Genomic DNA, 14,652 nt, shown 5'->3' on the forward strand with positions numbered 1-14,652 from the left:
CTGTTAAACCCGACAAGTTTTACTATATTTGCAACTCAATTAATGAATTAACACATCAAAACTGCATTATTATGCTGGGACGTCTTGGATATTTTTTTATCTGTTTTCTTTGGCTCCTGCAGTCATCGAAGGTCTTGGCTGTCTCTAACGATAAGAAACCTATTCTGATTATCTGTTCTTATAATCCGGCAGCGCACCAAACATCGGTCACTATTTCCGATTATATGGATGAATATAGTAAGTTGGGAGGACAGCGCGACATCATCATCGAGAATATGAACTGTAAAAGCTTCTCGGAAGCTCCGCTATGGAGCAAAATGATGACACAGATTCTTGCTAAATACCAAGGGGAAAAGCATCCGGCGCAGATTATCTTGTTAGGTCAGGAAGCATGGGCCGCTTATTTGTCGCAGCGGGATGAAATGCAGGTGAAAGTGCCCGTGATGTGCAGTCTGGCGAGTAGCAACGTGGTGATATTGCCGGAAGATACCGTGGGAAGCCTGGATAGCTGGATGCCCGAATCAGTCGATCTCTTCGATGACCATCTGAATATCCCCGAACTCAAATCGGGATTTATCAACCAATATGATATAGAAGGTAACCTCCGGATGATTCAAGCCTTCTATCCGAAAACGAAACACATTGCCTTTATTTCGGACAACACGTATGGCGGAGTGACCATGCAAGCATTGGTGCGAAAAGAAATGAAGAAATTCCCCGATCTGGATTTGATTCTGATGGATGGACGGAAACATTCTATTTATACCATCGTTGAGGAGTTGAGGCAACTGCCCGAAAACACGGTGATCCTGGTGGGAACATGGCGGGTGGATATGAACGAGGGGTATTTCATGAGAAATGCCACGTATGCCATGATGGAAGTTACCCCTACCATTCCGACTTTTACCCCTTCATCGGTGAGTCTCGGTCATTGGGCGATAGGAGGGGTGTTGCCCGACTACCGGAAAGTGGGTGGAGAGATGGCTATGGAGTCTGTACGGATGGATACGCACCCGCAGGATACGGCGAAACATCTTTCGGTAATCGGCTGCAAAGCGGTATTGGATAGCCGGAAGGTGAAGGAATGGGGGCTGGACCCGGCGGTATTGCCTTTTAAAGTGCAGCTTGTCAACCAGCCGGTTTCGTTCTATCAGCAATATACTTATCAGATATGGTCTGCCTGTGCTTTGTTTGTGATACTGGTGCTCGGCTTGTGCATCTCTCTCTTCTATTATTTCCGTACGAAACGCCTGAAAGATGAGCTGCTGAAATCGGAGAAGGACTTGCGCGTAGCAAAAGACAGGGCGGAAGAGTCTAATCGTCTGAAGAGTGCTTTCCTTGCTAATATGAGCCATGAGATACGCACACCGTTGAATTCGATTGTAGGATTCTCGGATGTATTGGCCGTTGGCGGTAGCACGGAGGAGGAACAGCAGTCTTATTATCAGATTATCAAAACCAATTCGGATTTGTTGCTTCGACTGATTAACGATATTCTCGACCTTTCACGTCTGGAGGCCAACCGGGTGACGCTGACTTGGGAGGAATGTGACGTGGTGCAGTTGTGCAGCCAGGTGGTGGCGTCTGTTAGTTTTTCGCGGCAGTCGTCGGAAAACCAGTTCTTGTTTACCACTTCTTTCGAATCTTTCCGGATGGTGACGGATGTGCAGCGTATGCAGCAAGTGATGATTAACCTGCTGTCCAACGCCAACAAGTTTACGAAACGCGGTAAGATCACATTGGACTTTTCTGTGAACGAGGAAACGCAAATGGCTGTCTTCTCGGTGACGGACACCGGATGCGGCATCCCGAAAGAAAAACAGGGACTTGTGTTCGAGCGTTTTGAGAAACTGAATGAATATGCCCAGGGTACCGGACTGGGATTGTCTATCTGTAAATTGATTGTGCACAAATGGAAAGGAAGTATATGGATCGATCCTGACTATACCGGTGGGGCGCGGTTTGTATTCTCTCATCCGTTAAATCTAAATATAGAAAAAGAATGAAACGAATCGTATTAATTTATGGCTTGCTTCTCTGCCTCGCTCTGTCTGTTGCGGCGCAGGAGAAGGTGGTGAAACTGAAGATTGTAGAAACAAGTGACGTACACGGCAATTATTATCCTTATAATTTTATAACCCGCCACGAGTGGAAGGGGAGTCTCGCACGGGTTTATTCTTTCGTGCAGAAAGAGCGCGAGCAATATAAGGAGAATCTGATATTGCTGGATAACGGCGATATTTTGCAGGGACAGCCCACTGCCTATTACTATAATTATATAGATACGGTGTCTCCCCATCTTTGCTCGGAAATGATGAATTACATGAAGTATGATGCCGGCAACATGGGTAACCATGACGTGGAAACGGGACGTGCCGTTTTCGACCGTTGGATTGCCACTTGTGATTTCCCTGTGTTGGGTGCCAACATCATAGATACATCTACGGGACAGCCCCATCTGGCTCCTTATAAAGTGTTGGAACGTGAGGGCGTGAAGATCGTGGTATTGGGAATGATTACCCCAGCCATCCCTGCATGGCTCTCCGAAAACCTGTGGAAAGGATTGCGTTTCGACGATATGGAAGAGACGGCACGCAAATGGATGAAGGTTATCCGTGAAAAAGAGAACCCGGATTTGGTGATCGGCTTGTTCCATGCCGGACAGGAGGCTTTCAAAATGTCGGGCAAGTACAACGAGAACGCTTCTCTCAACGTAGCGAAGAATGTGCCGGGATTCGATATCGTATTGATGGGGCACGATCATTCCCGCGAATGTAAGAAGGTGATGAATGTTGCCGGAGACTCGGTGTTGATTATCGATCCGGCTAGCAATGGGATTGTTATGTCTAATGTAGATGTGACCTTGAAACTGAAAGATGGAAAGGTGCAGAGCAAGGATATTAAGGGTGTCTTGACGGAAACGGAGGCTTACGGAATCAGCGAGGACTTTATGAAGCGTTTTGCCCCGCAATATGAAACGGTGCAGAAGTTCGTTTCGAAGAAGATCGGCACTTTTACCGAAAGTATCTCCACTCATCCTGCTTTCTTCGGCCCTTCTGCCTTTATCGACCTGATACATACCTTGCAGCTCGACATCACCGGTGCCGACATCTCGTTTGCCGCTCCGCTTTCGTTTGACTCGGAAATAAAGAAGGGGGATGTATTTGTGAGTGATATGTTCAATTTATATAAGTATGAGAACATGCTGTATGTGATGACTCTGTCCGGAAAGGAGATTAAGGATTTCTTGGAGATGTCTTATTATATGTGGACGAACCGGATGAAATCGCCGGAAGATCATCTGCTCTGGTTCAAGGAGAAACGTCGTGAAGGTGCGGAGGATAGAGCGTCTTTCCAGAATTATAGTTTTAATTTTGACTCGGCTTCGGGCATTATTTATACGGTGGATGTCACTAAACCGCAGGGCGAGAAGATAACGATCACAAGCATGGCCGATGGTTCTCCTTTCCGCATGGATAAGATATATAAGGTGGCCTTGAATTCTTACCGTGGCAATGGTGGCGGAGAATTGCTGACGAAAGGGTCGGGCATCCCGCAGGAGAAATTGAAAGACCGCATTATTTTCTCTACGGATAAGGATCTCCGTTTCTATCTGATGAATTATATTGAGGAGAAAGGAACGATGGACCCGAAAGCGCTCAATCAGTGGAAGTTTGTCCCGGAAAAGTGGACGGTGCCGGCTGCCAAACGTGATTATGAATATCTGTTCCGGTCTGTTCGATAAGTATCTAAAAGTGTTCATTATGTCCGATAATGCTCCCGATTGGCTTGTATATCTGATTAAATGCTGGTATATTTGTCGCCAAAAAAAGAGAGAGTATGGATATTCAAAGTGTTCCGAAAGTAGGTATTTCTTCGGTAGTTCATTCTAAACATATAGATGCCGACAACATTGATGTTGTTGATAATGATATAGCGCTTTTCGATACGGAGAGCGTTATATCGTTGTATAACGGGCCTACCAAACTGGAAGTGTTGACGGTGGGGCTTTGTCTGGAGGGTACCGGTACTTTTAAGATTAGTCTGCGTGAATTTCAATTGTGTCCTGGATTGATGGTGATAGCACTGCCTAATCAGATTATCGAGCAGCGGTATTTCAGTCCCGATTTTAAAGGCATTTTCTTTGCTGTGTCGAAGAACTTGCTGGAAACGTTGCCTAAGATCGGAAATGTGCTTTCTTTGTTTTTCTATCTGAAAGATTATCCGTGTTTCGACCTCACTCCGCACGAGCAGGAGGTGGTGAAGGAGTATCACGCGTTTATCAGGAAACGGTTGAGGAATAAGGAAGCTTTATATCGTAGGGAAGTGGTAATGGGACTGATGCAGGGGTTCTTTTTCGAGCTTTGCACTATTTTTACTAATCATGCACCTGCAAACGCTACTACGATGAAGAATAAAAGCCGGAAAGAGTATATCTTCGAACGCTTTTATGAGTCTCTGGTGGAGTCTTACCAGTCTGAACGCAGCGTAAAATACTATGCCGACCAACTGTGTCTGACGCCGAAGCATCTTTCGGGAGTAGTGAAAGAAGTCAGCGGAAAAACGGTAGGGGAGTGGATTGACGAGTTGGTGATTCTGGAAGCGAAAGCCCTCCTGAATTCTTCAAGTATGAACATACAGGAGATTGCCGACCGGCTGAATTTTGCAAACCAGTCTTTCTTTGGGAAATATTTCAAGCATTACACCGGTATGTCTCCAAAAGAATACCGGAAAAGCCGCTAAAATCATAGAACACCGGAGCGTACACGGCTTAGTGTCTCCGGTGTCATCAGAAGATAGGAAGCGATGTGTGCCAGAGGCGCGCGTTTGATGATTTCCGGATGTGTTTCGAGCAGGAGGTTATAACGTTCGCGAGCGGATTCGAAACGCCAGGAGTCTGCTTTAACCTGTGATACAATTAAAGAGTATTCCAATATCTTTTGATAGAACATGTTGATTTCCCAGTTCTCCCTCGCTAATTTTTGTATCATGTCGCGGGGGAATAAGTAAATAATGGAAGGTTCAAGAGTTTCTACGATTAGCCGGGTGGGTACTTGTTTCAGAAAACTTTCAATGCACATCACGATACATCCTTCGTATGAGAAATGTTCGGTCACGTCTTTCCCGTTTTTGTAATAGTACTGCCTAAGCATGCCTTTTCCTACAAAAACAAGTTCGTGGGCTACTTCTCCTTCGTTGAGCGCTATGGCTCCTTTGGGAAATTCTTCACGAATCAGTATGCTTTCTATCTGCCGTCTTCCTTCTATACTCATCTCCGGAAAGCGGGAATTGACAACAGCATTTACAGTCTCTCTTAATAGTGTATCCATGTCTTTTCTGTCTTGATGTGTGCAAAAATACTAAAAACGGTTGACATAAATCAAGGGTGGTATAAAAAAGATGTATCTTTGTCCGCAAAATCAAGAAGTAAGGTGATTATGAATAAGATAATAGGCTTGGCAGTGTTGCTGTTTTGTTTGAGTGGTTGCGTTAGGGATAATGATGCTATTTATTATCCGGTTGGCAACGTGGATGTGGAAAGAGGCGGTCCGGCTTTGGAAGCAGGAAAGGGAGATTTGATAGCCCGAAGTTATAATACCGAAGATTATGTGTTGGACACGCTTGCGCAATATCCGGGTGACCCGACTCTCGGTAAACTGACATTTATGATTAACCTGAAAAATCAGTCGGCGGATCGGGAAGTAGATGGATTTAATGGCGTCGGCCGGTCTAAACTAACGATGAGTCTTGGATATAAAGACGGTAACTATTCGGCAGAAAGCCAAGTCCCTGTTTATACCTCGTCTGACGTGACTGCCAGTTATGCAATCAAACTCCGCTTGAAAGGGGAATTGACCTTGACGGGAGACGAATGGATGATTGACTATGTGTATGCCCAATTAGCGGGCTTATTCCAGCCTTATCCGCCTACGTCTTTCCCGGAAGTGTTTATGTGTAAAGGAGGTGAGCAACCATTCGCTACTTTCGATTCTTTCCGTAGAACCTGGACGTTTGATATAACCTATGATCGTTCCAACCTTTCTTTCAGCCAACTGTATTTCAACTTGTTCGTAAACCTGGCCGGGCAGAAGAGGGAAGAAAGAGTCCGGTTGAGAATGGATAAAGAATCTTACTTTGAGATCTATAAAGAAAAAGAGGAAATGTAGTTTAACTGCATTTCCTCTTTTTCTTTGTAGTGGGTACGAGAATCGAACTCGTATTACATGCGTGAGAGGCATGTGTCCTAACCGTTAGACGAACCCACCGGAGTTTGATAGATTAAAAAGAGCCAAGTCTTTAAAACTTAGCTCTTTTTTATATTGAGATTTTTTGCGGAAGCTGGGGGATTCGAACCCCCGGTACCCTTACGAGTACGTCAGTTTAGCAAACTGGTGGTTTCAGCCACTCACCCAAACTTCCTTGAACCCGCATTCTCTCTCAAATGCGGTGCAAATATAGGGGGAACTTTTGGACTACGCAAATCTTTTAGCAAGATTTTTTTTACCTATTTTTTGTAAAATGAGATAACCTGCTATGTTTCAAATGTTAAACGGAAGAATTTTTTTTCGAAAGCTTTTAATTTTTATCGATGGAATGGGAACTGAAACATATTGACGCTATCCGCTTATTATAGTGACGGTATCTTCATGGGATAGGGTAAACATCCGGATGGGATAGTGACGGTATATTTGACGTAAGAAAAGGACATAAAAAAAGGCTATCTATCCCAGACAGCCAATCTTTTTGTTAACCTTAAATCTAATACTATGAAAAACACAGTACAAATATACGGACTTCTGTCAACTTTGCAAATAAAACAAGAAAAAAGAGATGTTTTATAACATTGATTAAATATTTGATTCCTCGATTCTATTTTTATTAAGACTTTCGGCGTTTTGAATGCTATATTCCCAATATTTATCACATAATTTCAGATAGCTGGTCTCGGCACTCTTGCCACCTAAAGAAATAGCGTACATCTTTGTCTGTTTCGCTTTTGCGTGTTCGATGGTCCGGGATAGTAGTTGATCGACAGGACGCATCTCAAAGTCCGATACGGTGATAATGTCCGCTTCCATATATCCTTCTTCGCTGATCTTTCGCAAAGCATGTGTGATAACAGGTTCCATATCGGTTCCGCCATGAAAGGATTGGCATAAGAAATCGACCAGGCGATCGAAACTGCTGCCTAAATCTGTGATTTCAATGCACTCGATATCATCGGAAAACAGGATGACGTAACATTTCCGATGTTGCACTTCCGTCAGTTCGGCAATGGCAAGTAGGGTGGATTTCGCGATTCTTTCCCGTTCGCCTGCCATGGAACCGGAAGTGTCCAGACAAACAATGAAAGGGCCTTCGGCTTCTTCGGAAACTTCGTTCCCTATTGTTTTCTTGTCGTTGATGGTTTGCTTTTCGTGTGATTGATAGTCGATGACTTGCAATCTCTTCTCAATGAAACGCTCAAAGAAAATGGGTTGCAGACTTTTTTCGGCCAGATAACAATATTCCAAGGGAAGAAGGCTGTTTAAGTCGTTTCCTTCGCAAATACCTGTAATATCGCTTCGGGTGGCATGAGATATAATTTGTTCCCGATGAATACCGGCAGTCATTTTGAAACGTTTCCGGCTGCTTTGGTGTTTCTTGCCCAAGATTTCTACCAGTTCACGGATAACGGGATTTCGTTTGATCGTTTCTTCGTATTCTAAAATCTGTTCTGCTATCTGTTTATGGTTGCGGAGTAACCAGACGAGGCGTGAGCCGCCACGCACCGGAAGGTTTTTGGCAAGTGATAGCTGAAGACGGTAGAAATCATCACAAAGCCGCTCGATATGTTCCATCTGATAGTTGAACTCGTTGTTCGAGAGCAGTGTGTGCCATTTGTCGAAGAAGAGAGTCCGCAACGCTTTCCATTCTTTAGAGCGCGGGCTGATTGCGTCAAAACGCTGGAGGTAGTATTTTACGTTGAGGTCTACCAGGTGATATTTCATTGAGAACGTGTAGGCGCTGTTTTTCAGGAAATGGAGAAACTTGGTGTCGGATGCTTCATTCATTTCATGAAAGTATTCCCATTGCGACGCGTAGTGGGAGTAGAAATCTTGCAGGGAGGGTTGCGTGTGACGAAAATACCGGTGAATATCCGCATCCAGTTCTTCGGGACGGATAATCAGGTTGTGCAGTTGTTCGTCGTACACATCGTAGGCTATTCCCTGCAATTTCTCATAATAAATGTCTTGCAGGTGTTTGAGCCTAATACTCTCTGTTCTCTTGTTCATGGGCATGAGCGATGATGCGGAGTTCGTTCCGGTAATTCTCTATGATATGTGCAGTCTCTCCTAAAATTCGTTTGATCTTGCTTTTTTGCGATGAGCTTAAGAAGAGATGCTCTTTTGTATATGCTGTTTCCCGTTCGGAGATTGTTTTATATTCCACCTCCATTTGATGGAGCAAGTCGATCACTTCCTGCAATGTAAATTCGAACGGAGTGCTGCCATCCTGTTGTGCGGGCAAAGGGTCGCAATTGTCATAACATAGTAACGGATATTCCTGATTGTTGACGAAAACAGACCGTCTTCCTTTTCGGAGGGAATAGATATTCTTTTGCGCGATATTTCTGTTTTTTACAAAATCGTAGGCTTTCAGGATTTTGTTGACCGGACGGAATTTATCCTGCTGGATATAAAACAGCCGGTTGCTGTCTTTCTTCAAAGACTGGTAATCGGAAGCAAAAATGAGTAGATTTCCGGTAATGTGATAACCTTCTATGCGATGATAGAAGGTGTCTACGACCTGGATTCCCGGATCGCTAAGTTCACGCAGGCTGTGTTCGGACTTCATGTTTTCTTTCAGTGTGTCCAGTTTTTGTTCCAGCCGTTTTTCTCCTAACAGATAGGTATTGATGCCTCGTGCTATCGACTGTTCTACAATCTCTTCGATAATGGGGAGCTGCGAAATTTCATCCCATAGGCAGGCGCTCATCAACAGGCAGTCGGAGAAATGAATTCCCGGAGATTCATTCAGATAGGCTGATGTGCGGAGCAGACCTACTATTTTCTTCCAGCGGCGGTCGGATACATAGATGGGAGGGGTGTTTTCATCCCGTCCTGTATTATATTGTTCAATTTCTCGTTTGATATTGTGAATCAGCTCGAAGATGGTATAGTGAATACCTACTTTTTCGCTTTCAGCTTGTATTTGATTGTATAATTCATCGTTCACCTGGAGCTTTTCAGGGATTTCAGGTTCTATTTCCCGCGTAGAAGAAATCATCTGATCGAACGCATATTCCTGTTCGATACATCCGACAAACTGACGGATCAGGAAACGGTCGTATAAGGCTTCCAGTCCTTCACCTTTTGCCGGCAGTTCGTTGGAAGCGGCAATTAATGCTTTCAGGGGTACACGCACCGTAAATTGTCCGTTGCGGTATATCTTTTCATTGATTACCGTCAAAAGGGAATTTTGGATAGCAGGGCCGGCTTTCCATATTTCATCCAGAAAGACGATTGATGCTGTCGGCAGGTATCCTTTTGTAATGCGTTCGTACGTATCTTCATCCTTCAATTTTGAGATGGAGACGGGACCGAATATTTCGTCCGGTGTACTGAAGCGGGACATCAGATACTCAAAAGCATCTGCGCCTTTAAATGCCAGTTTTAGCCTGCGTGCTACCAAACTCTTGGCTACTCCCGGAGGGCCCAGCAGAAAGATACTTTCCCCTGCCATGGCGGATAGTAGAGACAGTGCGATGGTATGCTCTTTTTCGAATACTCCCTCATTGAGGGACTTCAATAACTGGGTGATATGTGATTTGATAGACTTCATGTGACGGATAATTTCATGTGTTGTTAGCAAGAGGCAAAGATACAAGAATTCTTTGAAATAGACTTCGCCGGAGGGATTTACTCCTAGATTTAGGCAATTTCCTCCTGATAAGTAGGAGTTTTCAGTTTCATGGGGAAAATTCATTCTCTACTTTTGTTCTATCGAAAGATAAATGATATATAATAATTAGAGAACCATTAAAAATAAAGGAATATGAAAACGAGCACATTTAAATACTTCGGTTTGGCGTTGATGGCTATATTGATGGTAAGTTTTACCTCTTGCGAAGTGGAAATAGATAGTTTCTATGATGATGATAATAATGGTGCAGGGTACTATAACCGTTCGGCTGATTTATGTAGCCGTACCTGGGTTAGTTTCTACCGCGACATGGACGGTAACTATTGCCGTCAGGAACTGGATTTCTTTTTAGACCGTACCGGAATCGACTATATACGGGTGGAATATCCTAATGGAACAGTCGATCAATATGAATATAATTTCCGTTGGAGTTGGGAAAATTATGCACAGACTTCCATTCGTATGTCATACGGACCGAATGATGTTTCATACCTGGATGATGTATATATCGGTGGAAACAGATTGAGCGGTTATCTGGACGGACGAAATAACTTTGTGGAGTTTCAAGGGAAAAGATGAGACGTAAAGCAAGATGAAGCGTAAAGCAGGAAGAAACGTGAAGCAGGAAGAAATAAGAAAAGGTTAAGAAATTAGGAGAGATAAAGAAATTAGAAAAAGATAAAGAAATAGGTAAGCGTAAAGGAAGAAACAGGTAAAAAAGCATCGTTGGAAGGATAACAAGATGCGGGTAAAAAGAGAAAGGATAAGATTGTTAAGATAGAAATATAACAGATATTAAGAACAAAATAACAGGTAACAGTGTAAAAGGGTAATCAATAAGATTTCAGGATATATGAATCAGGGTATAATTGGGGCGCGAAATGAAAGCTTAAAAGTTTTGAACCGGACTAAATAGTTTTTATCTTTGCGCCCTATTAGTTTTTATATACATGGAGTGGTTATATAGTCTATTCATCGAACATTCTGCCTTACAGGCTGTTGTGGTACTTTCACTGATTTCTGCCATTGGTTTGGGCTTGGGAAGAGTGCATTTCTGGGGAGTTTCCCTGGGAGTCACTTTTGTTTTTTTTGCGGGTATCCTGGCCGGCCATCTCGGGCTTTCGGTCGATCCGCAGATGTTAAACTACGCAGAAAGTTTCGGACTGGTCATTTTCGTTTATTCCCTCGGGCTACAAGTCGGTCCCGGTTTTTTTAGCTCTTTCCGTAAAGGAGGGGTAACGCTGAATATGTTGGCGTTGGGAGTAGTTCTACTGGGAACGTTGTTGACGGTGGTGGCTAGTTATGCAACGGGTGTCTCTCTTCCTGATATGGTGGGCATCCTTTGTGGAGCAACGACAAACACTCCGGCATTGGGAGCTGCGCAACAAACTCTGAAACAGATGGGAATAAACAGCAGTACGCCTGCTTTAGGATGTGCGGTGGCCTATCCGATGGGAGTAGTCGGCGTAATTCTTGCCGTTTTATTAATCCGTAAAGTATTGGTCCGCAAAGAAGACTTGGAGATAAAAGAGAAAGACGATGCGAACAAAACTTATATTGCAGCGTTTCAAGTACACAATCCTGCTATTTTCAATAAAAGTATCAAGGATATAGCTCGTATGAGTTACCCAAAGTTTGTCATATCCCGTTTGTGGCGTGACGGACATGTCAGTATTCCGACTTCAGACAAGATTCTGAAAGAAGGCGACCGTCTGCTGGTGGTAACTGCGGAAAAAGACGCTTTGGCCCTGACAGTGCTTTTTGGTGAACAGGAAAATACGGATTGGAATAAAGAGGACATTGACTGGAATGCGATTGACAGCGAATTGATCTCGCAGCGTATCGTTGTCACCCGTCCCGAACTGAATGGTAAGAAACTCGGTGCACTCCGGTTGAGAAACCATTACGGTATTAACATCAGCCGTGTTTACCGGTCGGGGGTGCAACTGCTTGCTACTCCGGGATTGATACTTCAGTTGGGCGACCGCCTGACAGTGGTGGGCGAGGCTGCTGCTATCCAGAATGTGGAGAAAGTATTGGGAAATGCCGTGAAAAGCCTGAAAGAACCCAATCTGGTTGTTATATTTATCGGTATCGTGCTTGGTTTGGCACTGGGGGCTATTCCTTTCTCTTTTCCGGGTGTCAGTACTCCTGTGAAGTTGGGATTAGCGGGCGGACCGATCATTGTCGGTATCCTTCTGGGTACTTTTGGACCACGGATACACATGATTACCTATACCACCCGTAGCGCGAACCTGATGTTGCGTGCCTTGGGACTTTCCATGTACCTTGCCTGTCTGGGACTGGATGCGGGAGCTCACTTTTTCGATACCGTATTCCGTCCGGAAGGCTTATTATGGATTGGTTTGGGAGCCGGATTGACTATCATTCCAACAGTGTTGGTTGGATTCGTGGCCTTCAAGATGATGAAGATCGATTTCGGTTCTGTATCCGGTATGTTGTGCGGAAGTATGGCAAATCCGATGGCACTGAACTATGTAAACGATACAATCCCCGGCGACAACCCATCCGTAGCCTATGCGACTGTTTATCCGCTATGTATGTTCTTGCGGGTAATTATCGCCCAAGTGTTGTTGATGTTCTTGTTAAATTGAGAATGGTACATTGCTGAATCGTAATTAGTAACTAGTAAATTGTAAATAGTAAAATAGTAAATAAAATGACTGCTCAAAGTAACATAACTCCTGAAAGCATTGTGGGCGATCTCCGTTACCTGCAACTGCTTTCCCGAAGTTTTCCTACGATTGCCGATGCTAGTACGGAAATAATCAATCTGGAGGCTATCTTAAATCTACCTAAAGGGACAGAGCATTTCCTGACTGACATTCATGGAGAATACGAGGCTTTTCAGCATGTACTGAAAAATGCTTCAGGTGCGGTAAAACGTAAAGTAAATGAAATATTCGGCAACACTCTCCGCGAGGCTGAAAAGAAAGAAATCTGCACGTTGATTTACTATCCCGAAGAGAAACTTCAATTAGTGAAAGCCCGTGAAAAGGACCTGGATGATTGGTATCTGATTACCCTGAACCAACTGGTGAAGGTCTGTCAGAATGTATCTTCCAAATATACCCGTTCGAAGGTTCGTAAATCGCTGCCTGCCGAGTTCTCTTATATTATTCAGGAATTATTGCACGAATCTTCCATCGAGCCGAACAAGCATGCTTATATCAATGTAATTATCAGCACGATTATCACTACCAAGCGTGCCGACGATTTCATTATCGCTATGTGCAATCTGATTCAGCGTCTGACTATTGACTCTCTTCATATCGTAGGCGATATTTACGACCGTGGTCCTGGCGCGCATATCATCATGGATACGTTGTGCAATTACCATAACTTCGATATTCAATGGGGAAATCATGATATTCTCTGGATGGGGGCAGCTTCCGGTAACGACAGCTGTATTGCCAACGTGATACGTATGTCCATGCGCTACGGCAACCTGGGCACGCTTGAAGACGGATACGGAATCAATCTGCTTCCATTGGCTACTTTTGCAATGGATACGTATGCCGATGATCCTTGCACCATCTTCATGCCGAAGATGAATTTTGCCGACGCTCATTATAATGAGAAGACTCTGCGCTTGATAACTCAAATGCATAAAGCCATTACCATTATCCAGTTTAAGCTGGAAGCCGAAATTATCGACCGTCGTCCGGAGTTTGGGATGACCAACCGTAAACTGCTGGAAAAGATTGATTTTGAGCGTGGCGTCTTTGTATACGAAGGAAAAGAATATGCTTTGCGCGATACCAACTTCCCGACCGTAGATCCTGCCGATCCTTACCGGTTGACGGAAGAAGAACGCGAATTGGTAGAAAAGATTCATTATTCATTTATGAATAGTGAAAAGCTGAAGAAACACATGCGTTGCCTGTTTACCTATGGCGGAATGTATCTGGTCTCAAATTCGAATCTTCTTTATCACGCTTCTGTCCCTCTGAATGAGGATGGTAGCTTTAAGCATGTCAAAATACGTGGTAAGGAGTATTGGGGGCGTAAATTGCTGGATAAAGCCGATCAACTGATTCGTACTGCGTACTTCGATGAAGAAGGGGAGGAGGATAAGGAATTTGCTATGGATTACATTTGGTATATGTGGTGTGGTCCGGAAGCTCCCTTGTTCGATAAGGATAAGATGGCAACTTTTGAGCGTTATTTCGTAGAAGATAAAGAATTGCATAAAGAGAAGAAAGGTTATTATTATACATTGCGTAACCGGGAAGATGTCTGCGATCAGATTTTGGCAGAGTTTGGAGCTTCCGGTCCTCACTCGCATATCATCAACGGGCATGTGCCTGTGAAAACGATTCAGGGAGAACAGCCAATGAAAGCCAATGGCAAGCTTTTCGTTATTGATGGCGGATTCTCAAAAGCTTATCAGCCGGAAACGGGAATTGCGGGATATACGCTTGTTTATCATTCTCACGGTATGCAGCTTGTGCAGCACGAGCCGTTCCAGTCTCGTCAGAAAGCCATAGAAGAGGGACTTGATATCAAATCTACCAACTTTGTCCTGGAATTCAATTCGCAACGGATGATGGTGAAAGATACCGATAAAGGAAAAGAACTGGTGACTCAAATACAGGATTTGAAGAAATTGCTCGTTGCTTATCGTACCGGTCTGATAAAAGAAAAGGTATAATTAGTAATCAGTATGCTCAAAGTTGCACGTTTCTGAATTTATTCACCACAGAGGACGCAGAGGACACAGAG

Annotated in this window: 10 protein-coding genes and 2 tRNA genes; 7 read left to right on the forward strand and 5 right to left on the reverse strand. The window is 44.0% G+C overall.

All coding sequences use genetic code 11. The annotated features are described in order from the left end of the window. Positions 1-71 precede the first annotated feature (71 nt). The 3 genes from DXA05_RS01345 (at position 72) to DXA05_RS01355 (ending at position 4,743) form a co-directional block, all read left to right on the forward strand. The gene (locus DXA05_RS01345) at positions 72-2,006 is read left to right on the forward strand and encodes a HAMP domain-containing sensor histidine kinase (RefSeq protein WP_128858675.1); all 1,935 of its coding nucleotides are present in this window, start codon (positions 72-74) and stop codon (positions 2,004-2,006) included. Continuing rightward, positions 2,003-3,745, forward strand: coding sequence for a bifunctional metallophosphatase/5'-nucleotidase (locus DXA05_RS01350; RefSeq protein WP_120068290.1), 1,743 nt, complete (start codon positions 2,003-2,005; stop codon positions 3,743-3,745). The genes DXA05_RS01345 and DXA05_RS01350 overlap by 4 nt, the downstream gene beginning before the upstream one ends. A gap of 95 nt (positions 3,746-3,840) precedes the next feature. Further along, positions 3,841-4,743 carry a helix-turn-helix domain-containing protein gene (locus DXA05_RS01355; protein ID WP_015531278.1) on the forward strand — a complete coding sequence of 301 codons (903 nt, stop codon included), beginning with the start codon at positions 3,841-3,843 and terminating at the stop codon, positions 4,741-4,743. A 2-nt stretch (positions 4,744-4,745) separates the two neighbouring features. Here DXA05_RS01355 and DXA05_RS01360 read toward each other — a convergent pair whose 3' ends face one another. Then, complete coding sequence (locus DXA05_RS01360) at positions 4,746-5,330, reverse strand: Crp/Fnr family transcriptional regulator (RefSeq protein WP_004316331.1); 585 nt, start codon at positions 5,328-5,330, stop codon at positions 4,746-4,748. A gap of 15 nt (positions 5,331-5,345) precedes the next feature. Here DXA05_RS01360 and DXA05_RS01365 point away from each other — a divergent pair, with 15 nt between their 5' ends. Continuing rightward, positions 5,346-6,167: a DUF3845 domain-containing protein gene (locus DXA05_RS01365; RefSeq protein WP_120068294.1), complete on the forward strand. Its 822-nt coding sequence runs from the start codon at positions 5,346-5,348 to the stop codon at positions 6,165-6,167. Between the two features lie 27 nt (positions 6,168-6,194). Here the strand turns inward: DXA05_RS01365 and DXA05_RS01370 are convergent. The 4 genes from DXA05_RS01370 to DXA05_RS01385 all read right to left on the reverse strand — a co-directional run bounded on the left by DXA05_RS01370 (position 6,195) and on the right by DXA05_RS01385 (position 9,825). After that, positions 6,195-6,266 (reverse strand) — tRNA-Glu (locus DXA05_RS01370). A 67-nt stretch (positions 6,267-6,333) separates the two neighbouring features. Then, positions 6,334-6,420 (reverse strand) — tRNA-Ser (locus DXA05_RS01375). A gap of 428 nt (positions 6,421-6,848) precedes the next feature. Next, complete coding sequence (locus tag DXA05_RS01380) at positions 6,849-8,276, reverse strand: hypothetical protein (protein ID WP_178285719.1); 1,428 nt, start codon at positions 8,274-8,276, stop codon at positions 6,849-6,851. Then, positions 8,251-9,825: an AAA family ATPase gene (locus DXA05_RS01385; RefSeq protein ID WP_128858676.1), complete on the reverse strand. Its 1,575-nt coding sequence runs from the start codon at positions 9,823-9,825 to the stop codon at positions 8,251-8,253. The genes DXA05_RS01380 and DXA05_RS01385 overlap by 26 nt, the downstream gene beginning before the upstream one ends. A gap of 213 nt (positions 9,826-10,038) precedes the next feature. Between DXA05_RS01385 and DXA05_RS01390 the strand changes: the two genes are divergently transcribed. From DXA05_RS01390 to DXA05_RS01400, 3 genes are all read left to right on the forward strand, one after another. Continuing rightward, entirely contained in the window at positions 10,039-10,485 is a 447-nt protein-coding gene (locus tag DXA05_RS01390) for a hypothetical protein (RefSeq protein WP_008644218.1), read from the forward strand. A gap of 371 nt (positions 10,486-10,856) precedes the next feature. After that, entirely contained in the window at positions 10,857-12,521 is a 1,665-nt protein-coding gene (locus tag DXA05_RS01395) for a putative transporter (protein ID WP_008019318.1), read from the forward strand. A 65-nt stretch (positions 12,522-12,586) separates the two neighbouring features. After that, a complete protein-coding gene (locus DXA05_RS01400; RefSeq protein WP_008775961.1) occupies positions 12,587-14,581 on the forward strand; it encodes a fructose-bisphosphatase class III in 1,995 nt (664 codons plus the stop codon). Positions 14,582-14,652: the final 71 nt, after the last annotated feature.

The sequence above is a fragment of the Bacteroides sp. AM54-2NS genome (assembly GCF_003602935.1).
GTDB lineage: Bacteria > Bacteroidota > Bacteroidia > Bacteroidales > Bacteroidaceae > Bacteroides > Bacteroides xylanisolvens.